This window comes from Chitinophaga sp. HK235 (genome assembly GCF_018255755.1).
In the GTDB taxonomy this organism is placed as follows: domain Bacteria; phylum Bacteroidota; class Bacteroidia; order Chitinophagales; family Chitinophagaceae; genus Chitinophaga.
Genome location: NZ_CP073766.1, coordinates 2,831,148 through 2,854,155 on the forward strand (window position 1 = coordinate 2,831,148; position 23,008 = coordinate 2,854,155).

A 23,008-nucleotide genomic window follows, 5' to 3' on the forward strand; every position below is an offset into this window, starting at 1 on the left:
TATTTAACAATATCTCATTTAAATTTCTTGAAGATGTACCGACTGTATCTGTCAGAACACCGGCCCTTGAGGATGGCAATCAGTTATGAAGATGTAAAAGAAGACAAGGTTACGAAGGTAAGTAGAATAACAATACAAATGAACAAATAGTTTCGGAGAAAAAAAATAAAAAAATAAAAAAGCGATAAGCCCGGCAGTGCCCGACTTATCGCTTTTTTCTTATAATAAGAGCCTTAGTTTTTCATGAATAAAGCATGCGCTTCTCTTGTCCAGAGCTGATAATCTTCCAGGTGAATTCCCAGCTTTTCATCCCGCACTACTTCCTTATATTCTCTGCAATCCCAGTACCCTTTTGCCAATGACTGAATACTGCTGAGGGTGCTGATTTCGGTAGAACTGTACTCCTCCGGATAACTTCTGTAATTACCGATTGCCAGTCCCTGTATTTCACTTTTTACTGCTTGCAATGTTTGTCTAGCCATGGTTAAAATTTTTTAGTACGATGGCTTGAAACAAAAATGAAGCCTTTTATAGCCAGATCTGCGGTTTTAAGATTTTCTTATCATAAAATTTTGTTAAGGAGTCCTAACACAACAGACTGCTATAATAAAATCGACTTTAGATACACCTTCCCATAATCACCCCAATCCTTGAGGGCTTTGGTAATGACATCCTTCAGACCCGTGTTGCTTACCCTATTGCCTTTCACAGATGGTTTCAGGCTTTCCGGCTTCACTTCATCCACCAGCACTTTGGTGGCGAACCAGGTAACATGTTCATGAGGCAACGCCAGCCCCAGTATCATTCCAGGCAAACCAGTAAAGGATTCCGGACCGCCAGGTGTAACAATCCCATCGGTATAAAAAGCCACTACATAAATAGAATCCATAATCACAGCATTGGCCCTTCTGCAGTCAAATCCAGCGATCTTCCGTGTTTCGTCTGTGATCTTCCAGCGTATGTTCCTGGTAGAATCATCCTGCAGAAACAACTTGTCAAACACCTTCTTCTGGGAGATACTGTGCTGCTGACCAAGATCCGTATAAATAATATTTTCCTCAGCAGGCCATTCCCGTTGTTTGAAGTTATCTTCCACTTCACGGCCGGGCTTATAATAGGTGATATTACCGGAGAAATAAAGATCGAAATAGGAAGTCTTGAATTTAGGCATCTGTTTTTTCTGCATTTCGCGCCAACTGGCACTTTCTTCTCCAGACAACATCTCGTCCAGCAGCGAGTGTATATTCTGCCGTTTTTCAAATTCTATTCTTCCTTTATCCAGAAAGATGGTATGTTGTGCCTGTGCTGCACTGCAGAGCAATAAGCAGATATATAAGAGCAGTTTTTTCATAAGCTTAATTTTTTGCAACGGCACCACCACCGGCTTTGTTAAAGTTCCAGGTGAGCGTTACCAGACCATAACGACCGATCGTGGAATAAGTGTTCTGGGTAATAAAGTTACTGTTGACAGACCGACTGAAACCAATGTTCTGGTTAAGCATATCATTTACCGACACATTCACTTCCAATGCATCTTTTTTGCCAAACTTCTTGTTCACACTGGCATTCCAGATAAAGGCATTGTTATTACCGGTAAACACTGCTGTTTGCTGACGGATGTTGTAATTGATTTCAGAACGCAACTCAAACTTTAGTGGCAGGAATATATTGGCGGAATAACCGATGTGGCCACTCCAGTAATTGGTGCTGATACTACGTTGTACAGAAGATTTGCTGGTATTATAGGTAACATCTGCTGCGAGAAATTGATCATACTTTTTTTCCTTACTGGTATATGCATTGAGTCCCAGCGTAGAATTCAGGCTGCGGGTGATGTTCAGCTGATGATCAATGTAGTTGGCATTGCGGTAATAGTAACTCCGCAGATAATAACCAAGATTGATTTTACTCACCTTCCATCCCATGTTGAGGTTCATGCCGGCATTTTCATTACCATCAATATTAACGATCTGTGTTAACCGTTTGCCTTTGGCATCGATGGTAGCCGACTCACCGAAAGCATTGCTGATAGTGCTATAGAACACACTCACCCACAGGTTTCGGTCGGTTATTACCTGGTAGTCACTGTAGGCGATCCTGAAACTATTATTGAAAGAGGGCTTCAGACCGGGGTTACCGACACGCACGTCCTGATCATCTTCATTGGAGCGCAATGGCTGCAACTGAAACATACTGGGCTGTTGCGTATTACCGTTATAGTTGAATGTAAAACGACGCCGCTGATGAAAAATGTATCTGAAGCTGGCAGAGGGAAACCAGTTCACAAAGTTCCGGTCATTTGTGGAGTGAAGGTACCGGTCTTCCTGACGATAGCTGGTGAGTCCAATATTGTTACCCACATTGATGCGCACCTTTTTACCGATGAAAACATAAGCCAGCCCTCCTTTATGTGTCAGCATGTTAAAAGTATAATTATTGCTGAACGCAGAATCCTGTAATTCATATTTGCCAGGAGTGCTCATATTAAAAGAGGTACGGTCCGACCGGCTGTTCGTGATGTTAACGCCATAGTTCACCACCAGACTGGACAATTTCGATAAGGGCTCCGTATAGGTAACATTACCAATCACATTAAGGCTTTCACCGTTAAATACTTTCCGTTGATCGGTCAGATGGGTGGAGTCTATTGTAGCATTGTCGTAGTATGCTGTAAAAGAATACAGATATCCGTCACCGTTATTACGGGAATAGTTTTCAGACAGGTTAACAGAGATGGTACGTCCTTTCTTCTTCAGCTTCTTACGCCACAGCAGGTTACTGTTCAGCTCCCGGGTATCATCTGTTGTAGTGAGCCTGCGGCTGTTACGGTTCACCAGGGCACTGTCACCATCAAGGAACTCCGACTGGAAAATGCTGTTGCTTTTTTTATTGTTTAACCCTCCGTTGAAATCGAATTTGATGGACGAGGAAGAATCCAGCTGCACCTCATACCTACCGTCCATCCGGTGGCGAAGGAGATGATTGTTGAAATGTTCTTTCATGTTGCGGTAGCTGGAAGCATTGTTGGGTAACAGGTTTTTGGTGGCGGTGGTATTATCTCCATCCATAAACAGCTGCATAAACTTATAATTGCCGTTGATGCTCTTATTATCCTGATCCCATTTATTGTTGTAGTGCAGGCCGCCGGTTTGTACCAGCGGATATCCTTTACCGTCATATTTGCCATCCCACCCCACAAATTCCTCGTTGGCGCCACTGAAATAGATATCGCCTGAAGGATCTGCCACGGCATTGTCGGCCATACTCTGTCCATATTTATCCTGTTCCTGCCAGGTGAGTCCCGTTTTGCCAGTATTGGACACGATACCATAGGCAGCCATCTTCATCTTCTTTTTAAACATATTGATCATGGCCTGGCTATCGTGAAATCCCTGCGGACCAGCACCGGCAGCCACTTTGCCGAAGTAGCCGTTTTTCTTGCCATCTTTCAGTTTCAGGTTCAGTGTTTTGGAGGTCTGACCATCATCCACACCGGTAAAAGCAGCCTGATCGCTTTTCTTATCGTACAGCTGTACTTTATCTACCATATCAGCACGGATGTTTTTGGTAACCAGTGTAGGGTCATCTCCAAAAAACTCTTCTCCATCTACCAATACTTTCTTGACGGTCTCACCCTGGGCAGTAATCTGGCCTTTATTATCCACCTGGATACCTGGCAGTTTCTTCAACAGCTCTTCCACAGTGGCATTGGCTTGTGTTTTATAGCTGTCTGCGTTAAACTCGGTGGTATCCCCTTTAATCTTGATGGCAGCCACTTTCTGCTGGATCACTACCTCCTGCAATAGTCTGGATCGGAGTGTCAGCATGATCTTGCCATAATCTACCACGCTGGTATCAGATAACGTTATCGGCTCTACGTAGTCAGCGAAAGCGGGATACGTGATCATGAGGAGATATTTGCCCGCCTTCAGGTTATCCAGTTTAAATTTACCCGACTCACTGGTACGGGTATACCGGTACAGGACAGAGTCCTTTGCATGAAGAAGGGCTACTACCGTGTTGGGGAGTTGGACGTGATTCAATGTGTCAGTCACATGGCCGCCGACAGTTGCGTGCTGGGCCTTACACAGGCCGATAGCGGTCATACAAATAATGAATGCCAATAGTTTTTTCATCGTGGGCTGCTACGGGTTTGGTACTAGATGCTAGGGCAGCCAAATTCCACAATAAAAATGGAAAATAATATATGCCATCTGATAAACATCTGTTAAATACAAAGCCTATTTATCTTGTCCCAGGGCTAAAGCCCTGGGCTATATTGGTGGGGGTTAGCACGGGGGCTTTTAGCAGGCAAAGGGTATTTATTAGCTTGTAGTTATGGCTGGAAGAATACCCTGAGATAAAATCTAATCCAGTCCATTACTTTAACTTAAACCCCCTGTGTTAATAAAAGCCTCCGTGCTAACCCCCACCAATATAGCCCAGGACTTTAGTCCTGGGAAATTTGTATATTAAGCATCATGGAGCAACAAATATTAAGAAGCAGCCAATGGTTTGCCCGGGAAGGCAAAGATGGTTTTATATATCGCGCATGGTTGAAGAAACAGGGTATTCCGGCCCACGAGCTGGAAGGGAAACCTATAATTGGCATCTGTAATACCTGGTCTGAACTAACGCCCTGTAACTCCCATTTCAGGGAGCTGGCGGAATCAGTAAAACGGGGTGTTATAGAGGCGGGTGGTTATCCGCTGGAGTTTCCGGTGATGTCGCTGGGGGAGACGCTGATCAAGCCTACTGCGATGCTGTATCGCAACCTGGTGAGCATGGATGTGGAGGAATCCGTACGGGCCAACCCGTTAGACGGGGTGGTTTTGCTTTGTGGTTGTGATAAGACTACGCCTGCGCTGGTGATGGGAGCCTGTAGTGTCAATCTGCCTACGATAGTGGTGTCAGGGGGTGCGATGCTAACGGGCAGGCATATGGGAAGAAGTATTGGTACCAGTGATATATGGCGGTTCAGCGAAGAATTGCGTTCCGGGAAGATGACCAGCGAGGAACTGGCAATGGCGGAGGCAGGCATGTGCAGAAGCGACGGGCACTGTGCCGTAATGGGCACTGCGTCCACTATGGCTTGTATGGTGGAGGCGCTGGGGCTGTCGCTGCCACAAAACGCAGCCATTCCGGCACCGGATGCGGCCCGCAAAGTACTGGCGCATCTGTCGGGCATGGAGATCGTGAAGATGGTACGGACCAATCGGCGACCGTCAGATATCCTTACCAGTGAGGCTTTTGAAAATGCTATTATGGTTAACGCCGCCATCGGTGGATCAACCAATTTTGTAGTGCATTTGCTGGCTATAGCCGGACGTATAGGCGTTGATGTGACCCTGGAAGATATTGACCGTTGGTCCGCCAACATTCCCCTGCTGGCCAATCTCCAGCCGTCGGGACTGTATTTTATGGAAGACATGTATTATGCCGGCGGACTGCCGGCGGTGATGAATGCCCTGCTTCCTCATCTACACAAAGACTGTCTGACCGCTAATGGCAACACTATTGGTGACAACTACCGCCATGCAGTGAGCTATAATAAAGAGGTCATCACCTCTCTCGATACACCCTTCAACAATGTATCCGGTATTGTGGTCCTGAAAGGTAATATCTGCGAGCAGGGCGCAGTACTCAAGCCATCAGCGGCCACTCCTCGGCTGATGCAGCATACCGGCAGAGCGGTGGTCTTTGAAGATATAGACGACTACAAACGCCGCATCGATGACCCTCAGCTGGAAGTAGATGAAAACAGTGTGCTGGCGCTGAAAAACGTAGGCCCCAAAGGATATCCGGGCATGCCGGAGGTAGGCAATATGGGTCTGCCAGCCAAACTGCTGGCCAAAGGGGTTACCGATATGGTCAGGATCTCAGACGGCCGTATGAGCGGCACCGGCTTTGGCACGGTAGTGCTGCATGTATCTCCGGAAGCCGCAGCCGGCGGTACATTGGCCATTCTGCAGGATGGTGATATGATCACGCTCGACGTAGCCGGACGGACACTCAACGCGGCTATTTCTCCTGAAGAAATCGCCAGAAGAAAAGCAACCTGGCAACCGGCCTATCCGGTAGTACAGCGGGGTTATGTACAGCTCTATCAGCAACATGTGGAACAGGCCCACCTGGGCGCCGACCTTGATTTTCTGAAAGGAAGTTCCGGTAGCGATGTGGCCCGGGATTCTCACTAAATAAATATTCCCGTTATGAAAACAGCACAAAAAGTGGCCATCGTGACCGGCGCAGGCCAGGGTATTGGATTTGAAATATGCCGTCAACTGGCAGCAGCCGGCACTGCAGTCATTTTAAATGATATGGATGCCACACTTGCTCAACAGGCCGCGCAGACTATTACGGTTGAAAATGGCCAGTGCACTGCCTTACCCGGCGATGCCAGCGACTTCCTGTTTATACAGCAAATGGTAAACACCGCCGTTACACAATACGGCCGCCTTGATATTGTTATCGCCAATGCCGGCATCACACTATTCGGCGACTTCTTCACCTATACACCGGAAGCCTTCAACCGCGTGATGCAGGTGAACCTGGCAGGCACCTTTTTCCTGGCACAGGCAGCCGCCAACCAAATGAAAAAACAACAACAGGGTGGCGCTATACTTTTCACCTCCTCTGTAACCGGCCACCAGGCACATAAAGACCTTGCTGCCTATGGTATGAGCAAGGCAGCCATTGAAATGCTTGCTAAAAACCTGGTGATTGAATTGTCGCCCTTTAAGATCACTGTCAATACGATTGCACCGGGGGCCACGCTCACAGAACGGACCTTATCCGAACCTGGCTATGCCGATACCTGGTCGAGGCTGACACCGATGGGCAGACCCGCCTATACAGCCGATATAGCCCAGGCTGCGCTGTTCCTCGTTTCTGACCAGGCCAGGCATATTACCGGTCAAAGCCTCGTGATCGATGGCGGCTGGACCAGCACCAGTCCGCAACCCTAAGCAGGCATCAGTATCCTACCGCAATCAGGTCCATCAGCTCTTCCGCAGAAAGGCGGCCAGACTGATCGCTGCCTTCCAGCAGCCGGTCGGCCAGATCACGTTTGTTATGATGCAGGGCGATGATTTTTTCTTCGATAGTTTGCCGGGCAACCAGGCGGTAGATGGTAACAGGTCTTGTTTGCCCGATACGATGTGCACGGTCAGAGGCCTGTTCTTCAATGGCAGGATTCCACCAGGGGTCCATATGAACCACATAATCGGCTGCGGTGAGGTTAAGCCCTACCCCACCGGCTTTCAGGCTGATCAGGAACAGCTGCCCTTTGCCTGCCTGAAAATCCTTTACACGCTGTTCACGCTGTGATATCGGCGTGGAGCCATCCAGATACAGGTAGGTGATCCCTTCCCTGTCCAGTGCAGCTTTTACCAGCTCCAGGTGACGTACAAACTGACTGAACACCAGTGCCCGGTGGTTATTGGACACCAGCTCCTGTACAATGTCCATAAAAGCATTGAGCTTGGAAGAGATAATATTGCTCTCTCCATCTACCAGCTGAGGATGACAGGCTGCCATACGCAGCCGGCTGATTTCCGCCAATGCTTTCATCTGCCGGCGTCCCAGATTATCTTCAGGTATCTTCAGCGCCTCTACAGCTTTACGGCGTAAGGCTTCGTAAAAAGACATCTCTTCATAGGAAAGATCCACCAACCGGGTGATTTCCGTTTTGGAAGGCAGTTCGTCCAGCACAGCTGTTTTAGTACGACGCAGCATAAACGGCGCCAGTAATCTTCTGAGATGCTGTTTTACAGTGCTCTCCGGATTACGCGCGCTGGGGAATACAAACTGTTCGTTGAAATGGTCCAGTGTTCCAAGCAGGCCCGGGTTGAGGAAGTTAAAGAGGTTCCATATTTCACCCATATGATTTTGTATAGGCGTTCCCGTTAGCATCAGTCTGAAACCCGCCTGCAGGGCCATGGCAGCCTTAGAGGTTTTGGTCTGGTAGTTTTTGATGGTATGTGCTTCATCCAGTACAGCCGTGGTCCACTGGTCAGCGGCGAATAGCTTGGCTTCTGCCTGTAAAATACCATAAGTGGTGATCACCACATCAAAGGCGCCTGCACTTTTGATCAGGGCTGCACGTTTACCGGTAGGTAGTTGTATAATATTGAGTGAGGGGGCAAAACGGTTGATTTCACTGATCCAGTTGGGCAATACCGATGCGGGGCAGACCACCAGCGCAGGCCCTTCTGCAGCTCTGTGCAACAATAACGCGATAGCCTGTACGGTTTTTCCAAGTCCCATATCATCAGCGAGGCAGGCTCCAGCACCCCAGGCTGCCAGGTGGGCCATCCAGCGGAAGCCCTCTTCCTGATACGGGCGTAAGGTGGTTTGTAAGGTGACGGGTACTGCAGGATTTAATTCCATAGCCATATCACGTTTACGGATAAACGCGTTCCAGGCGGCGTCTACTTCCATTCTGCCGACCTCACCCAGCCAATCGTCCAGCATGGAGGCTGCATAGCGGGGGATACCCAGTCCTTTCGGGTCCTGAATGGCGAAACTGGCAAGTTCGTTTAGGCGTTTACGTAAGTCAGCCGTCAGGGCGATGAACTCACCGTTATGTAATGCGAGAAAACGTTTTTTCACGATACGCCGGGTATCCAGCAGTTCGCGGAAAGTAAGTACCAGGTTTTCATCCACCCTTATTTCTCCATCACAGAGGAACCAATGTCCTTTTTCTTTCAGGGAGATGGCCACATGGGAGAAGTTGACTTCTTCCTTGACCTTATACCGTTCTCCCTCCGGCCATTCCGCCCTTACCAGGTCAGGGTAGCTGCGGATCAGGTCCAGCAGCTCCAGACAGTCTACCGGGTCTTCAAAAACAAGTGTGTCGGCCAGCAGCTCCTGTGGTACAATCTGCTGTATCATTTCCGAGAGCCGGGCCTCATTGTTCTTTTCCAGCTCCAGATCACGGGTTGCCTGCCAGCGTTCACCGTTGCTCACACCGATAATATGAGCAGCGCCTGCACCAGGCTTGCAATAAGGTGGATCCATGGTAAAGGGCTTTACAAACAGGGCCGCCTTCAGGCCGGTCCCCAGCGGAAGCAGCTGTATCACTATGCGGGGGTCACCTTCTTTCTTGCGGATGTTAACAGCGCCGTCTCCCAGGTCGGAATGAATAGTGAGATGAGCTCCGATACTTTTCAGTACCTGCATCAGTTTGTCGCGGCCTTCTGCCGGCACCACCGGCACCTGCGACAGTGTTTGCAATACCCGTCGCTGCTGCGGTGTAAGCCGTATGATTTTTAAGCGTGTAGGTGTCTCTCTCACAAAAACTATATCACTGATATAATCTTCCACATTGGCGCTAAACGTATATCCCTTACCGTTATTACTAACGGTTAGTTCCGGCCCGCCTTTCAGAATCTCTACCGGGACAGCGGGATTATCTTCCAGAAAAATATAAGGATGACCTGCAATTTCTTCCCATACAGTATTATCAAAAGAAAAAGCTTCACCGTCGTGATTGTAATAATGGTCTTTCTGTACCGCAGAGCCGATACGACGGTCCTGGTCCGTCATTGCTTCCGCCCTCCCTTCTTTCAGTTTTCTCAATGATACCTGACGGCCGCTACTCCAGGTACCATCACCGGAAGCGGTTTGTAATACAGGTTGCAGCTTATAGTGATCGAAGTCTACAAGATAGATCAATCGTTGGGAGGGTGCGACTTTCGCTTTTGCTCCGGGATCATCCGGCGTAAGCAATGTATTGAGCAAACGTTCCCAGTCAGCCGTATGCCGCACCAATGACAGCGCAGGTGCATAACGCACAGCAGCGGCAGCGGCTGTAAACGCAGGCCCATAACCCGCATAACCGGCATCCCTGAATAAATACAGGTATTCATACGTGAGCAAACGGTAATGTCTTTCCATGCCCTGTCGCAACAGCACATCGGCATTCACCCGGAAGGTGATCAGCAGCTTGCTACGTGGATGCAGCAATTGCAGCGTGATAACGGACAGGTAGCTCAACAGTGGCTGATCATTACGTTCCATCAGTACCAGCAACAGGTTGTCGGCCTTTTCCTTTTTGCCGGCGTGCAGATACAACAGGCATATGGCAGGTGTTACTGCCGGAAAAAGTTTTCTTTCGTAAGCCGTGAGGATTTTAGTGATGAAGGGGTTGCTTTTCTCTCCTGGCAATAATATCAGCGTGAGCGCATAATAGAAAGCAAACAGGGGAGACACTGGCAGCGTGTTCTTTTTATCGTACTGCCGTTGACGTTTGATTCCTTTTTCGAAGATAGTCAGTGCTTCCGCCGGGCTTCCCTTGTAAAGCGCTACGACAGCCTTTCCAAAGAGATCGTCAGCAGTAATGTCTCCGAAGGGTGTATGCAGATCGCCCTGCAGCAGCTGTAATTCCGGAAAACGGTATGACTGTCTTTGTTCAAAAGCCTGCAGCTCCTCCATAGGCGGTAGCTGTAGCAGGTTATACTTCACTGCAAAGGCAAAGATGCTGTCCATGGAAGCTTCGCTGAAAAGCTGCAGCAATCCTTCATAAGCAGGGAAAAAGAGCAGATAGGACAACCATGGCTGATATTCAGACAGCTCCAGTTCCATCCTTCTGATAGGTGGCGACAGCAGATAACGATCGCCTGTGAAATAAGCAGTGAGCAATTGTTGTAAATCCTGCAGCCTGGCATTGAGCGAATAAAACGCGTGCAACGCGCGGCGGGAGCGGTCCAGCACAGTCTGATATTCCGGGCGTATGATATTGGAAGGGAACAGGCCGAAGTTCAGCGCTGAGGCCAGGCTGAAATGACCGTTGATGTTCAACTGTAACAGTTCCTGTTCCCGGAGTTCCTGTATAACCTCTTCCAGCCGCGGCCGCGTCATGGGCGCTACCAGCTGAATGGCATCATACAATGCATGTTTGTCTAACGGATATATATATATGGAGAGCACATCCATCACCAGCCGCACATCGTCCTGCTGTAATTGATACCGCTGCAAGTACCAGGCTTCATTAATCATAGCACCAAAAATAGTGCGTTTTCAGGAAATGAGCCGTACTCCTCCTGCTTTCAGTTGTGCCGCCATGGTGGCGGGGAGCTGGTGGTCTGTCACCAGAAAATCAACCAGGCTGAGGGGTGCATATTTCAGATAGCTGTCTTTTCCGATTTTCGAAGAATCACAGAGAAGATAGACCGCATCTGCCTGTGTGGCCATGGCTTTGCTGATACCGGCTTCTTTTTCGCTGAAAGCGGTAAGACCGTTTTTGACCGATAGTCCATCCGTACCGATAAAAGCTTTGACAGCATGATAACTTTCAATATGCTGTAATGCCCGCTGTCCATGGACTGCTTTTCTTTCCCGGTCTACCTCGCCACCAATCAGGTTTACAGTGATCTGGTCTGTATCCATAAACGCTGCCAGTACCGGTAATGAATTAGTAATGATCCTCAGAGGGCCTGTTTTTTTCAGGTAGGGACACATGGCAAACACGGTGCTGCCGCAGTCCATGAAGAGGGTATCACCGGGCTTTACCTGTGCAGCAGCCAGTTTACCGATATGCTGCTTGTTTTCCTGTGCCACACCGGCTTTATCGGCAAAGGCAGAAAACGGATGCAGCGGAGGCGCTTTCATCGCCCCTCCGTGGGTACGTACCAACAGTCCTTCTGTAGCTAGCTGCTGCAGATCGCGCCGGATGGTGATCGCTGAAATGCCCAGTTTGTCTGCTATCTCCTGCACTTCCCTACTCTCTTCCTGGTCCAGCAGTTTTAAAATTTTGCGTTTTCTTTCCTCAAATCCCATTTTTTACACTACTTTTGATCAAAACAATCAATATTGATCAAATATAATCATTTTTATGACACCCGAAGTAAAAATCATTGATACAGCAGTATTGTCAGACAACTGGTACACGCTCAGGAAAGTGACCTATGATTATAAAAAGCGGAATGGCACCTGGCAAAGGCAGGAAAGGGAAGCATACGACAGGGGCAATGGGGCTGTCATATTATTGTACAACAGCGCACAGCACACCGTTATTCTCACGCGGCAGTTCCGCCTGCCCTCCTTTATCAATGGCAATGAGGATGGTATGCTGATAGAAGCATGCGCCGGCCTTCTGGACAAAAACAATGCTGAAGACTGCATCCGCCGAGAAGCGGAAGAAGAAACCGGTTACCGGATCACTGCAGTAAAAAAAATCTTTGAAGCATATATGTCTCCCGGCTCCGTCACCGAGATCCTGCACTTTTTTGTAGCGGCCTACGACGGCTCTATGAAAGTGGCCAATGGTGGCGGGCTGGAGCACGAACAGGAAGAAATTGAAGTTCTGGAAATATCAGCAACGGAAGCAATGCTGATGATTGAAGACGGCCGTATCCGCGATGGCAAAACCATCATGCTGCTGCAGTACGCACAGTTGCATCAGCTGTTGTAACCCCGATGCCTAAGGTGCTGGCAGATAGGTACAACTTTATTACCTTTATCTGCCGGCACTAAACGGTTTATTCAATGAAATACCAAACCCTTCCCCCATCGGAAAAATTCCGGGACATCGTGCGGTTTTTCTGGGTACTTGAAAGCGACGAGCCTTATACACATTATTCCATGGCCGACATGTGTCCTGAGCTGCTGTTTCACTACCACGGCTGTTTTAATGAATTCCTGAAAGACGGTCGTATTCAATCCTCCTTTACCGCCGGCGTACACGCACAATCGAGCTTCACCCGGAAGTTCCATATTGACCAGGGATTTGGTTTGTTTGGTGTTTATCTTTATCCGCAGGCCATTCCCTTATTGTTTGACATCCCAGCCAGCGAACTTACCAACCAGATGCCCGAACTCTCCGGATTGCTGAAGCCCTCCGGCCGGCAGCTGGAAGAAAAAATCTTTCACGCTGATAGCCACCATCAACGGATAAAAATAATCGAAGAATTCCTGGAAACACGGCTATCCAGGCATTACAATGCGCAGCCACCTGTTTTCCAGGCCATACAAACGGTCATCCGTAGCCGGGGACTCATCAGGGTAAAACAACTGGCACAGGATCATTTTCTTTCGGAAAGGCAGTTCGAAAGACAGTTCCTGCAGTACGCAGGTTTCAGTCCCAAACTGTTTTCAAGGATAGTCCGTTTTCATGCAGCGATCAATCAATATGGCCCTACTCCTCCTTCTCTTACACAGATTGCGCTGGAATGCGGTTATTACGACCAGTCCCATTTCATCCATGATTTCCGGGAGTTTTCAGGAGAACATCCCAAAACTTTTTTCTCCGGACGTTCCGGCGCTACCGCCTGGATGGACTAAAGATGTCGGATTTTTCCAATTTTGCCTGCCGCAACAGATATAGCTTCGCATTATTATTTCACTGTAAATAACACAAATTATGAACATCCCTGCAGGACATCAGGCTATAATGCCTTATCTGATGCTTGAAAATGCCAATGGCTTTCTAACCTTTACCCAACAGGTATTCCAGGCAACTGTCAGCCATCTTCAGTTGCATGATGACAACAAAACCATCAGGCATGCAGAAATACAGATCAGCGGCAGCACGATTATGACCAGTGAAGCCCGGGAAGAATGGAAGGCAGAGCCAGGCAATCTTTTTGTTTATGTGGAAGATGCTGACAGCAGCTACTAGACTGCACTGGACCATGGCGCCACCAGCGTGATGCCACTCAGCGACCAGAGCTATGGCCGCACCTGCGGTGTAAAAGATCCCTGCGGCAATATCTGGTGGATTACCAGCGTAAAATAGATAGTGTTAGCGCAAGCGCCGTCCCAGGGCAGCTACTTTCTGCAAAGCCTTTTCTTTCTGGTTGTCCTTAAAATATTTTACCGGGGATATATAGGTGGTCCCTATAGTTTTAATGCCACAGAAACTTAAGGTCTGGCTACGGAAAGCGCGCATGCCTGTATTCCGGTAAAACAGGTAATGATACCAGATGGGAGTGTCCATTGTACAAATGATACGGGCAGTTTTACCACGCAGTTTCTTTTCTATCATCATGCTGTTTTCCTTATTCGCGAATGCAAACCCCGGCAGGAAAAGCCGGTCAATAAACCCTTTGGTGAGAGCAGGCAGATAGCCCCACCACAAGGGGAATATCCACACAATATGTTCGGCTGATTTTATTTTTTTCCAGGCATCCAGCAGGTCAGGCTCCAGTTCAGAGCGTTTACGGTAGCCGTAACGCAGATTGGGATCAAACTGCAGCTGGCCCAGCATAATTTCTGATACCTCGGCACCAGCTTCCAGCGCACTTGTTTTATAAGCATTGTGCAGGGCATAGTTATAACTTTCCGCATCGGGATGCCCGTTGATGATTAATATCTTTTTCATGCCGCAAAGCTAGCAGCAGCTTCACTTCCGGCTCTGAACAAATGTTAAAAAATCAAACAATGCTTTTGCGCAGGCGGCTGAGATGCTGTGGGGTAATACCCAGATAGGATGCCAGGTATTGTAAGGGCACCTGTTGTATCATCCGCGGATGTTTCCGGACCAGCTCAGCATAACGTTCCTTGGATGAATGCTGCTGAAAGGAACGGATCCGGTGTTCCATCATCACAAATTCCATTTCTCCGAAAACCCTGCCGGTATTGGCCCAGCGGATATTGTTATCATACAGTTGATACAGATCTTCCCGCTCGAGGGTCAACAGTTCACAATCGGTGATGGCTTGTATATGTTCATAGGCAGGCACTCCCATAATGAGGCTGGTGTAGGCGGTTACGATCTGTCCTTCAAAAAGAATACAGTCGGTGATCTCTTCTCCATTATCCTTTACATAATAGGAACGCAGGGCTCCGGACTTAATAAAGGCCAGCTGTTTGCAAACAGCACCCTCGCGGAGGAAGTAATCCTGTTTTCCGAGGTGCACAGGTTTCAACAGGCCGTCCAGCTGTTCAAAGTCTGCTTCATTCAGCAGTGACAGCTGTGATAGTTTTCTGATATTCATGATGGGTAAAAGATCACCTTTTGCTGATGGGCGAAGATCACATTTATTTTTTTGTTTTTGGGTGATAAATACTGCCACCGGGTATTAAGGATGAACAAGATTGTATGAAACATTATACCACACCGGAAGACAAACAGTTTGCCAAAGACCTTTTGCAGGGAGCGCCGCGGCAGGGCAAGGCCTGGCTGGATTTTGATCATATCGTACTGGAGGAACCATCTGCCATTCCCGCCAAATACAAGGAGATGATCGCTATAGCAGTAGCACTGACAACACAGTGCCCTTACTGCCTGGAAAAGCATACCGGCAAGGCCGGTATGCTGGGAGTTACCAATGAAGAAATGGCCGAAGTGATTATGATCGCAGCCGCAGTACGGTCGGGCGCTACACTGGGCTATGGGCTGCTGACCATGAAGTTGTTTTCCGCCGGAACGGAAATCAAATAAACGAACGGACATGGCTGCCCCGAAGCTGCTTAGACTAAATCCGGAATTCAAGAACCACTATGGGATGCAGCTCCGGGACAGCCATTTACCGTTGTGTTGCAACTTTTCTTAGCTGCTGCAGGCATTTATATTTCTGGTTGTCTGCCGTATGTTTGTTCTTCCAGCCCATCCTGCGTGCCAGCAGCGCCATCGGCTGCTGATAAAAAAAGAGAGCTTTCAGTATACGTTTACAGTTGTAGGTGATACGGTCCAGCCAACCATTAATATTGTCTGTAGCAGGCTTCTCCGGGAAAAGTTCTGCGGTACAGGATTGTTCAGGGACGGCATCATCTCCCGGCAAAAACACACGATTGTCTCTGAGCCGCTTGCACCAAAGGTTTCTGGCGATGGCGTATACAAACGTTTTCAGGGAAGATGATAACACAAACCCGGGCTTTTGTATTTGCTGCAACAATACCAGTAAGGTCTCCTGGAAGATATCCTCAGCATCTGCCTGATTACCGCTATTTTGCTGCACATATATGGCCACCATTGGAAAATACTGTTGATATAAAGCCGTTGAAGCGGTCCTGTCACCTGCTTTCAACTGTTCTATTAAAATATCGTCGGCTGTTGTGTTCATTAAAAAAGCTTTTTTCAGCTATTCATACCGGAATCAACGGATTATCACCCATGAAGATATTTTTTTTCCAGGTCCAGCAGCCACTGTTTGCGCCAGATACCGCCGCCATAGCCCGTCAGGCTGCCATCTTCAGAGATGATGCGGTGACAGGGCACCAGGATGGAAATACGGTTCATGCCGTTGGCATGGGCTACCGCCCGTACCGCATCCGGACGCTGCAGGATAGTCGCCTGTTTTTTATAGGTCCGGACTTCTCCATAAGCCACTGTCTGTAGCAGTTGCCATACCGCCTGCTGAAACTCCGTGCCTGGCATCAGCAAGGGTACTGAAAACACTTTTCTTCTCCCCTCAAAATATTCCTCCAGCTGTTGCCGTAGTACGGCAAAATGCGGATGATCACCAGGGATGATATTGGCATTCAAAAGTTGCTTCAGCGCTTTCAGTTCCTGCTCCAGTATTTTACGGTCTGCGAATTCCAGCAAACACACTCCTTCTTCTACTGCCCCGGCAAACATGGTCCCTAGCGGTGTTTCCAGCTGCGTGACATGAATGATACGTTTGTCGCGGCTATGGGAAGGCGACACCCCTATCAGCGCCTTAAAGGACTCCGCAAAACCACTCAGGGATTCGTAGCCGCTGCCAAAGGCCGCATCGGTCACTGTGGCACCATCCTGTATCTTCTTAAAAGCCGCATTAATACGCGACATCCGTTGAAAGGCATGAAAAGTGATGCCATGATTTTTCAGAAACCATCTTCTGATCCTGCTGGGCTCTACCCCTCTCCTGACCAGGTCTTCATCCCTGAACCGCAGTCCGGTATCGGCTTCCAGCTCCTGCAGGATACCGCTGATGAATGCCGGTGTTTCTCCCGGCTTTTCCAGGGGCCTGCACACCTTGCAGGGGCGGTATCCCTTCTGAACAGCCTCTTTGATGGTTGTCAGGAACTCCACGTTTTCCAGCTTAGGCTTTTTGGCGGTACAGGTAGGTCTACAGAATATACCGGTTGTTTTCACCGCCGCAATAAAAGCCCCTTCGTAAACAGGATCTTTATCCACCAGCGCTTTATACATGACTTCGTTTGTGAGCATACCGTAAAGTTAACGGATGCATGATTATTTCTCAGCATACCATTTACCATAGGTCAATCTCCGCCATATCCATTCAACCGGGCCAAAACGAAAATGAGACATCCACCAGGAGCTGATCACCAGCTGTATCGAAAACAACAGCAGCCATATCAGGAAAATGGTGGCCGGGCCGGCATAACCATAGAGGCCGCCGCCAAAACTGTAGTAGATAAACACACAGCAAACCGACTGCATCAGGTAATTGGTAGCCGCCATTTTGCCGGCAGCCTGGAAAGGACGCATCCACTCCTGCCAGCGGGGGGATTGCAGCAGGCGGGCCAGGGTGGCAATGTAAAAGATACCGATAGCCGGGCCGGCAATATAGGTGCTGGCCACCTGTAAATAGTTGAACATAGCATCACCCGGGCCTGGCGGAGTATACAATAGCGTTGCCACCGCCACGGGCCATCCGATAATAGCACCCCAGAGCTGTACTTTTCTGAAAAAAGCCATGTGTACGTCCGGATGACGGAAAAGCTGCCTTTTCCCGCTATACGCACCCAGCAGGAACATAGCAAATATTACCGGGCCCTCCATCAGATAACCGATACGGGTGGTTGTCAGGTCTACTGCATTCTGTGCCCACAGCTGGCGGAAGGAGCCGGAGCGGTATATATCAAGGGCAGTATACCCCACTTTTGCATAGGACGCTTCTTCAAAAAAACCGGGTCCTATGATCATGCCTGCCAGTACAAATAACACAACAGGTATCACCAGCAATCCCAAAGCCCAGATCAGCAAGGTCTCCGGAGACTTATTCCTGAAAAGCAGCAATATGGCCCCGAACACACTGTAAAAACACAACACATCGCCAAACCAGATAAAATGAGCATGTATCATCCCTATCCCCAGCAATACCAGCAGGCGGCGTAAAAACAGGGTTACCGGCGGAAGTCCTTTCTTTTCAGCGCTGCGCAGGAAGAGCGTAAAACCCAGGCCAAACAGGAAAGAAAACATGGAAACAAATTTTCCTTCTCCGATAAAGCTGATAAAAAGCGCCACTCCCTTGTTCCAGTTGCCAGACCAATACTGCAATGGATCGAGGTAAAGTGCCGGGAAGGAAAAAAGCCCCATATTTACCAGCAGCACACCTCCTAGCGCTACCCCTCTGATAGCGTCCAGTGAATCGATGCGGCCGGCTTGTACCGGAATGGCGGGAACTGATAACTGCATAAAAAACATTCATTTTTTCGATGCGGCAAAGTTCTCCGGTAATTACTATAAGGCGTTTGACATATGTCAAATAATCAGCGGGCCCTGATCCGGCTGAGTGTTTCCAGCGTAATACCCAGGTAGGAAGCGATGTGTTTCAGCTGCGCCTTACGGACGATCTCCGGATATCTGTCCACCAGCTGATCATACCGCTCTTTAGCTGTAGCAAACTGCAGGCTGGCCAATCTCTCTTCCAGCCAGATGGCGTAAGCTTCCATACTCAGTGTCCATACTTTTTCAAACACCGGAAAACGTCGGCGCAGCTGCAACAGTTTCTCTATAGACACCACTTCTATCACAGCATCTTCCAGCACTTCAAACGTTTCCGGGCTGGGTGTCTGCCGGGTAGCGCTTTCCAGCGACAAAACCGGGTCTCCCGCAAAACAAAAGGCAGTAGTCACTTCCCGTCCGTCTTTCAGGTAATATCCCCTCACTGAGCCAGACAGGATTTCATAACTGTAACGGCATATCTGTCCCTGTTCCAGCAACAGGTCTCCTTTTTTAAACGCCTTCTCCTGAGCCGCTTCATAATAGGCATTATGCACAGTTTCGTCCTGAAAGGCCGTGGTGAGCAATTGCACAATTTCTGCTTCCTGGTATTTCATGGGTTCAAGATAAGGGATAAGCATAACATTGTTTTAGGACAGGCTTTCAAAAAATTATCTTCTCATCCTGAAAATTTCATTCTCGCTTCATCTTCGGCAGGTAGTTTTGTTCCGAACAATTATTCAACCACCTGAAAAACCGTTTTTATGAAGTTAAATGCATGTATGATTGCCACGCTGCTCTTTTCAGGAGCAGCATTTGCCCAACAGGCCAACATCCAAAGCAGTAGCAGTGCGACTATAAAAAGTCAGCAGGGAACAGCCAATGCTGCCACCAGCACCAATACCAGTGCGACCACCACTACGCCACAGGGGAATGGATCTGTAACTGCCACTCACAGTGGGAATACCACTATCAATGCTGACAAAGCTGTATCGGCTGGTGCCGCCGCCGGGCAACAAACTTCCGGACAAGTACAAACCAGCGGACAGCAAGGTATTGTTGCAGGACAGCAGGCTTCCGGACAGTTGCAGACCGCCGGACAGGCAGGTGTTATCACCGCGCAAAATACTACCGGACAGCTACAGGTTGCCGGCCAGACAATGGTAAGAACAGCAGCAGGCCAGGTACAGACGGCCACTGGTACAGTGATCAGCCATGCTAATAATATTATCCATACGGCCAGCGATGTGGAAGTAGCGGGCCAGCAGGCGGTTAAAGCAGGCAGTAATATGGTCAATACAGGTATCAATGTCAATGGCCAGCAAGCAGCAAAAATAAGGACAGCACCAGTACGGGTAAATACCCGGTTGACCAGTGGTATTGGCCTGGGCATATTGTAATTTCCAAAGAAAAAACAGAATTTTGCCGGCATACAACGGCAAAATTCTGTTCTCATCCGTTCATATGGTTAAAATGCTGATATCTACGTTCCTGTTAATGTCTGCCATGGCATTACTGCAGCCACAAAAAGGCTTCGGACGTGGATATGCTACCAACAGAGAAGAGATGTCCGTTGACCATATCATCATGCCAGCAGACAGTGTGCCACCGGCTCATAGCCCGGCAGACAAACCTGTTGAAAAACCAGTAAACCCGTCGGTTCCGGAAGTAAAATTACCGGAAATAAAAGAGGTGCCTAAATCAAGGCGCGGCGTAAAACCGATGGCAATACCTTCTCCATTGCCTGTCCAACCAATCAGGATTATCAAACCAAAAATTATCATACGAAAGCTGATCTGAGGCTATCAAAAAGATAAATATGAGATATGCACTAATAGTGGCCCTCCTGGCAGGGCTATGTTATCAATCTGTGCAGGCACAAACAGATACTGCACAAAAAACAGAAAAGCCTTCAACTACTTTCACCCTGGGGGCTTTATATTCCAATAACGCCAGCTATTATGGTCAGACAGCGGCCACAGCTATGCCTTATTTAGCAGCCAGCGGCACACTCCAGTTTCCGTTTGGCCTCTATATAAGCAGTACCGCCTACCGGCTGCTGAACGATTCGGCCTCCTTTGTTTCTGCTACCAGCGCCAGCATAGGTATGTCCATTCCTTTCAGTAAAAAAATGACTGCTGACCTGGCGTATAGCCATACCTTTTACCCTTCCAGCTCCTCCTTCCTGCAGGCAGCCAACCCGGACAATGCCATCGCCTCCCTGAAATACAAATACTGGATGACCACCGGCATACGTGGCGATTATGCTTTTGGGAAACAGCAGGACCTGTTCCTGACCCTGAGCAATGAAAAACTCATCCGGCTGGGCAGCCTCTCCAAAAATAAAGACATCATCACCCTTACCCCTGCCATTGAAGTGGTAGCCGGTACCCAACACTTTTATCAGACATATGTAAAGGAACGGTACCTGCAACTCAGTAAACTGGGACTTCCACTTCCGCTGCTGCCAGGAGTACCAGTCAACAGCCAGACTATAACAGAAGAGGCTACCCGCTTCGACCTGTTATCCTACACCCTTCGTGTACCACTGGCCTATAACCGCTCACATTATATGATAGAAGTAGAATATCAGCTGTCCTGCCTCAGCAACAAAGCACTGACAGGCCCCAGTGAAACACACTCTTTTGTGAATTGCAGTTTTTATTATCAGTTTTAGCATGAAAGTACTGATCATAGAAGATGAAAAGTCCATGGCCGCAGAGATGGACGCCTTCCTGAAAAAGGCATACCGTTGCGACCAGGTAACAACAGCCGGCCAGGCACTCGAAAAGCTCGAAGGCAACGAGTATGACTTCGTATTGCTGGACCTGGGACTACCCGACATGGAGGGCCTGCAGCTGCTGCAGAAAGCCCGGAAACTATGTCCGGAAGCTGCTTACATCATCTTAACAGCCCGCGGCCAGCTGGAAGACCGGATCAAAGGCCTGGACCTGGGCGCAGATGACTACCTGCCCAAACCATTTTCCCTGCTGGAACTGCAATCCAGAATGCAGGCAATCGCCAGAAGAAAATTCGGACTGCAGGATGTGCTCGTTCCGCTCGGAGATTTTCAGGTGGATCTGCAGAAAAGAAACATCTACTTCGAAAAAACAGAAATAGCACTGTCCAGAAAGGAGTTTGACCTGCTAAGCTATATGCTCCTGCATAAAAACAGGCCACTCACCCGCCTGCAGCTCAGCACCCACATCTGGGGCGATTTTGCAGATGATGAATACGATTCAAATTATATCGACGTACATATCAAAAACATCCGGAGAAAATTATCCACTCACAGTGCTGTAGACTGGTTGCAGACGATACGACATGTTGGTTATAAAATAAAGATCTGAAAGCGTGAAACTCTTTACCAAACTGACACTTTTTATTACACTGTCTAAAATGGCGGTAGCAGTTCTGTTTGTACTGCTGTTGCCGTTACTGGTAGAAGACATCGCTTATAAATACAATGATTTTTATCTCCGGGAGCAGAAGAAAAAAGTATTGCAGGTCATCCACCAGAATGGCATCGAAGCTTATCTGCAGGGAGAAGATACCTACGGCAGCTATACCATGCTCAAAGAGGAATATATATCCCTGGAACCTGCCGGTGCTTCCCATATGCCCGACACCATTGCCACACTGCAGAGAGTAGTGGAAGGAGATACACTTACCTATCGAGTACTGAGTCATATCCTGCAGGCCAACAACCGTAACTTTATGCTGGAAGTGGGTAAAAAAACAGCTACCATCAGCCAGTATAACCGTCCATTACAACGCGTGGCACTATATGTACTGGGAGGCCTCATCATCATCACCATCCTCATTGACCTTGTTTTCACCAGACTGTTGCTGAAACCACTGGGGGTAATTATACAAACCCGTTTAATCAACAGACGGTTTCCCTTTAAAGAGCATGCCCCTCCCATCCAAACCACTACCGCCGACTTCAGATACCTGGACGATTCCCTGGTAGAACTGATGGCCAGAATTAATGACGCCTTTGAAAAAGAGCGGGAATTTACTTCCAACGCCTCTCATGAACTGATGACACCTGTCAGCATACTCCAGACCAAAATGGAAAACCTTCTGGTCGAAAAAGAAAACGATGACGAGCTGCAGAAAAAAATCATGGGCATGATGAAGACTTTAAATCGCCTGAAAAAAATAGTTCATTCCCTGCTGCTCATATCCCGTATTGAAAATGATCAGTTCCCCAAAAATGATGATATATCACCCCATATACTGGTAGCAGAAGTGATGGAAGAACTGGAACATCGGCTGGAAGAAAAACAATTGCGTTATGCTGCCCGTATCACCCCCGATCTGATACTACACGGACTTAATCACGACCTTATCTTCCAACTGGTGTATAACCTGTTGCATAATGCCATCAAATATAACCGGCCCAACGGCAGTATTACTGTACAGGATGAATTACAGTCCGGCACCTATCGCCTGATCATTGCTGATACCGGTATCGGCATAAATCCACAGGAGATCAACACCATCTTCCGCCGCTTCCGGAAAATACAACGGGGCAATACCGAAGGCTATGGACTTGGATTATCTATTGCCCATACCATTGCCCGGTATCACAACATTCATATTAGCGTGGAAGCAGGCATAGATAGAGGAAGCATCTTTATACTGCATTTCCCGCTATCATGAACCATT

General features: G+C 48.4%; 22 protein-coding genes. 11 read left to right on the forward strand and 11 right to left on the reverse strand.

The features are described 5' to 3' along the window. Nucleotides 1-233: 233 nt before the first annotated feature. The 3 genes from KD145_RS09630 to KD145_RS09640 form a co-directional block, all read right to left on the reverse strand. Nucleotides 234-482 carry a hypothetical protein gene (locus KD145_RS09630; RefSeq protein WP_212005678.1) on the reverse strand — a complete coding sequence of 83 codons (249 nt, stop codon included), beginning with the start codon at nt 480-482 and terminating at the stop codon, nt 234-236. A gap of 119 nt (nt 483-601) precedes the next feature. Further along, a complete protein-coding gene (locus tag KD145_RS09635; RefSeq protein WP_212005679.1) occupies nt 602-1,351 on the reverse strand; it encodes a GLPGLI family protein in 750 nt (249 codons plus the stop codon). A 4-nt stretch (nt 1,352-1,355) separates the two neighbouring features. After that, the gene (locus KD145_RS09640; protein WP_212005680.1) at nt 1,356-4,136 is read right to left on the reverse strand and encodes a TonB-dependent receptor; all 2,781 of its coding nucleotides are present in this window, start codon (nt 4,134-4,136) and stop codon (nt 1,356-1,358) included. A 345-nt stretch (nt 4,137-4,481) separates the two neighbouring features. Between KD145_RS09640 and KD145_RS09645 the strand changes: the two genes are divergently transcribed. Together KD145_RS09645 and KD145_RS09650 are read left to right on the forward strand one after the other, a co-directional pair. Further along, nucleotides 4,482-6,197 (forward strand): IlvD/Edd family dehydratase, encoded by a 1,716-nt coding sequence (locus tag KD145_RS09645; RefSeq protein WP_212005681.1) that lies wholly within the window; start codon nt 4,482-4,484, stop codon nt 6,195-6,197. Between the two features lie 15 nt (nt 6,198-6,212). Beyond that, entirely contained in the window at nt 6,213-6,968 is a 756-nt protein-coding gene (locus KD145_RS09650) for an SDR family NAD(P)-dependent oxidoreductase (protein ID WP_212005682.1), read from the forward strand. A gap of 7 nt (nt 6,969-6,975) precedes the next feature. Here KD145_RS09650 and KD145_RS09655 read toward each other — a convergent pair whose 3' ends face one another. Continuing rightward, on the reverse strand, nt 6,976-11,001 hold the full coding sequence (locus KD145_RS09655; protein WP_212005683.1) for a DEAD/DEAH box helicase: 4,026 nt from the start codon (nt 10,999-11,001) through the stop codon (nt 6,976-6,978). A gap of 21 nt (nt 11,002-11,022) precedes the next feature. Continuing rightward, nucleotides 11,023-11,781: a DeoR/GlpR family DNA-binding transcription regulator gene (locus KD145_RS09660; RefSeq protein ID WP_212005684.1), complete on the reverse strand. Its 759-nt coding sequence runs from the start codon at nt 11,779-11,781 to the stop codon at nt 11,023-11,025. Nucleotides 11,782-11,836: 55 nt separating this feature from the next. Between KD145_RS09660 and nudK the strand changes: the two genes are divergently transcribed. The 3 genes from nudK to KD145_RS09675 all read left to right on the forward strand — a co-directional run bounded on the left by nudK (nt 11,837) and on the right by KD145_RS09675 (nt 13,621). Next, nucleotides 11,837-12,415, forward strand: coding sequence for a GDP-mannose pyrophosphatase NudK (gene nudK / locus KD145_RS09665; protein ID WP_212005685.1), 579 nt, complete (start codon nt 11,837-11,839; stop codon nt 12,413-12,415). A 74-nt stretch (nt 12,416-12,489) separates the two neighbouring features. Then, nucleotides 12,490-13,284, forward strand: a complete 795-nt coding sequence (locus KD145_RS09670) for a helix-turn-helix domain-containing protein (protein WP_212005686.1) — start codon at nt 12,490-12,492, stop codon at nt 13,282-13,284. A 79-nt stretch (nt 13,285-13,363) separates the two neighbouring features. Then, on the forward strand, nt 13,364-13,621 hold the full coding sequence (locus KD145_RS09675; protein WP_212005687.1) for a glyoxalase/bleomycin resistance/extradiol dioxygenase family protein: 258 nt from the start codon (nt 13,364-13,366) through the stop codon (nt 13,619-13,621). A gap of 123 nt (nt 13,622-13,744) precedes the next feature. On the opposite strand, the gene KD145_RS09680 is transcribed toward KD145_RS09675, so the two are convergent. Continuing rightward, a complete protein-coding gene (locus KD145_RS09680; protein WP_212005688.1) occupies nt 13,745-14,323 on the reverse strand; it encodes an NAD(P)H-dependent oxidoreductase in 579 nt (192 codons plus the stop codon). 52 nt (nt 14,324-14,375) lie between these two features. Then, a complete protein-coding gene (locus tag KD145_RS09685; RefSeq protein ID WP_212005689.1) occupies nt 14,376-14,939 on the reverse strand; it encodes a Crp/Fnr family transcriptional regulator in 564 nt (187 codons plus the stop codon). Between the two features lie 104 nt (nt 14,940-15,043). On the opposite strand from KD145_RS09685, the gene KD145_RS09690 reads away from it, so the two are divergent. Next, nucleotides 15,044-15,385 (forward strand): carboxymuconolactone decarboxylase family protein, encoded by a 342-nt coding sequence (locus KD145_RS09690; RefSeq protein ID WP_212005690.1) that lies wholly within the window; start codon nt 15,044-15,046, stop codon nt 15,383-15,385. Nucleotides 15,386-15,470: 85 nt separating this feature from the next. Here KD145_RS09690 and KD145_RS09695 read toward each other — a convergent pair whose 3' ends face one another. The 4 genes from KD145_RS09695 to KD145_RS09710 all read right to left on the reverse strand — a co-directional run bounded on the left by KD145_RS09695 (nt 15,471) and on the right by KD145_RS09710 (nt 18,975). Beyond that, on the reverse strand, nt 15,471-16,007 hold the full coding sequence (locus KD145_RS09695; protein ID WP_212005691.1) for an RNA polymerase sigma factor: 537 nt from the start codon (nt 16,005-16,007) through the stop codon (nt 15,471-15,473). A 44-nt stretch (nt 16,008-16,051) separates the two neighbouring features. Beyond that, nucleotides 16,052-17,095, reverse strand: coding sequence for a bifunctional transcriptional activator/DNA repair enzyme AdaA (locus KD145_RS09700; protein ID WP_212005692.1), 1,044 nt, complete (start codon nt 17,093-17,095; stop codon nt 16,052-16,054). Nucleotides 17,096-17,119: 24 nt separating this feature from the next. Then, nucleotides 17,120-18,307 carry a DUF418 domain-containing protein gene (locus tag KD145_RS09705; RefSeq protein WP_212005693.1) on the reverse strand — a complete coding sequence of 396 codons (1,188 nt, stop codon included), beginning with the start codon at nt 18,305-18,307 and terminating at the stop codon, nt 17,120-17,122. Between the two features lie 74 nt (nt 18,308-18,381). Then, nucleotides 18,382-18,975 (reverse strand): Crp/Fnr family transcriptional regulator, encoded by a 594-nt coding sequence (locus KD145_RS09710; protein WP_212005694.1) that lies wholly within the window; start codon nt 18,973-18,975, stop codon nt 18,382-18,384. Between the two features lie 123 nt (nt 18,976-19,098). Between KD145_RS09710 and KD145_RS09715 the strand changes: the two genes are divergently transcribed. The 5 genes from KD145_RS09715 to KD145_RS09735 all read left to right on the forward strand — a co-directional run bounded on the left by KD145_RS09715 (nt 19,099) and on the right by KD145_RS09735 (nt 23,002). After that, a complete protein-coding gene (locus KD145_RS09715; protein ID WP_212005695.1) occupies nt 19,099-19,734 on the forward strand; it encodes a hypothetical protein in 636 nt (211 codons plus the stop codon). A gap of 73 nt (nt 19,735-19,807) precedes the next feature. Continuing rightward, entirely contained in the window at nt 19,808-20,134 is a 327-nt protein-coding gene (locus KD145_RS09720) for a hypothetical protein (protein WP_212005696.1), read from the forward strand. 19 nt (nt 20,135-20,153) lie between these two features. Next, entirely contained in the window at nt 20,154-21,011 is an 858-nt protein-coding gene (locus tag KD145_RS09725; RefSeq protein ID WP_212005697.1) for a hypothetical protein, read from the forward strand. Nucleotide 21,012: 1 nt separating this feature from the next. Further along, nucleotides 21,013-21,684 carry a response regulator transcription factor gene (locus tag KD145_RS09730; RefSeq protein ID WP_212005698.1) on the forward strand — a complete coding sequence of 224 codons (672 nt, stop codon included), beginning with the start codon at nt 21,013-21,015 and terminating at the stop codon, nt 21,682-21,684. A gap of 4 nt (nt 21,685-21,688) precedes the next feature. Further along, nucleotides 21,689-23,002, forward strand: a complete 1,314-nt coding sequence (locus KD145_RS09735; protein ID WP_212005699.1) for a sensor histidine kinase KdpD — start codon at nt 21,689-21,691, stop codon at nt 23,000-23,002. Nucleotides 23,003-23,008 lie beyond the last annotated feature (6 nt).

Bases quoted from the DNA above. Each gene is read 5' to 3' on its own strand.
- KD145_RS09635 (WP_212005679.1), bottom strand. From the start codon at position 1,351: ATGAAAAAACTGCTCTTATATATCTGCTTATTGCTCTGCAGTGCAGCA.
- KD145_RS09695 (WP_212005691.1), bottom strand. From the start codon at position 16,007: ATGAACACAACAGCCGACGATATTTTAATAGAACAGTTGAAAGCAGGT.
- KD145_RS09675 (WP_212005687.1), top strand. From the start codon at position 13,364: ATGAACATCCCTGCAGGACATCAGGCTATAATGCCTTATCTGATGCTT.
- KD145_RS09680 (WP_212005688.1), bottom strand. From the start codon at position 14,323: ATGAAAAAGATATTAATCATCAACGGGCATCCCGATGCGGAAAGTTAT.
- KD145_RS09725 (WP_212005697.1), top strand. From the start codon at position 20,154: ATGAGATATGCACTAATAGTGGCCCTCCTGGCAGGGCTATGTTATCAA.
- KD145_RS09690 (WP_212005690.1), top strand. From the start codon at position 15,044: ATGAAACATTATACCACACCGGAAGACAAACAGTTTGCCAAAGACCTT.
- KD145_RS09705 (WP_212005693.1), bottom strand. From the start codon at position 18,307: ATGCAGTTATCAGTTCCCGCCATTCCGGTACAAGCCGGCCGCATCGAT.
- nudK (WP_212005685.1), top strand. From the start codon at position 11,837: ATGACACCCGAAGTAAAAATCATTGATACAGCAGTATTGTCAGACAAC.
- KD145_RS09640 (WP_212005680.1), bottom strand. From the start codon at position 4,136: ATGAAAAAACTATTGGCATTCATTATTTGTATGACCGCTATCGGCCTG.
- KD145_RS09655 (WP_212005683.1), bottom strand. From the start codon at position 11,001: ATGATTAATGAAGCCTGGTACTTGCAGCGGTATCAATTACAGCAGGAC.
- KD145_RS09630 (WP_212005678.1), bottom strand. From the start codon at position 482: ATGGCTAGACAAACATTGCAAGCAGTAAAAAGTGAAATACAGGGACTG.
- KD145_RS09720 (WP_212005696.1), top strand. From the start codon at position 19,808: ATGCTGATATCTACGTTCCTGTTAATGTCTGCCATGGCATTACTGCAG.
- KD145_RS09685 (WP_212005689.1), bottom strand. From the start codon at position 14,939: ATGAATATCAGAAAACTATCACAGCTGTCACTGCTGAATGAAGCAGAC.
- KD145_RS09700 (WP_212005692.1), bottom strand. From the start codon at position 17,095: ATGCTCACAAACGAAGTCATGTATAAAGCGCTGGTGGATAAAGATCCT.
- KD145_RS09645 (WP_212005681.1), top strand. From the start codon at position 4,482: ATGGAGCAACAAATATTAAGAAGCAGCCAATGGTTTGCCCGGGAAGGC.
- KD145_RS09660 (WP_212005684.1), bottom strand. From the start codon at position 11,781: ATGGGATTTGAGGAAAGAAAACGCAAAATTTTAAAACTGCTGGACCAG.
- KD145_RS09715 (WP_212005695.1), top strand. From the start codon at position 19,099: ATGAAGTTAAATGCATGTATGATTGCCACGCTGCTCTTTTCAGGAGCA.
- KD145_RS09710 (WP_212005694.1), bottom strand. From the start codon at position 18,975: ATGCTTATCCCTTATCTTGAACCCATGAAATACCAGGAAGCAGAAATT.
- KD145_RS09650 (WP_212005682.1), top strand. From the start codon at position 6,213: ATGAAAACAGCACAAAAAGTGGCCATCGTGACCGGCGCAGGCCAGGGT.
- KD145_RS09730 (WP_212005698.1), top strand. From the start codon at position 21,013: ATGAAAGTACTGATCATAGAAGATGAAAAGTCCATGGCCGCAGAGATG.
- KD145_RS09670 (WP_212005686.1), top strand. From the start codon at position 12,490: ATGAAATACCAAACCCTTCCCCCATCGGAAAAATTCCGGGACATCGTG.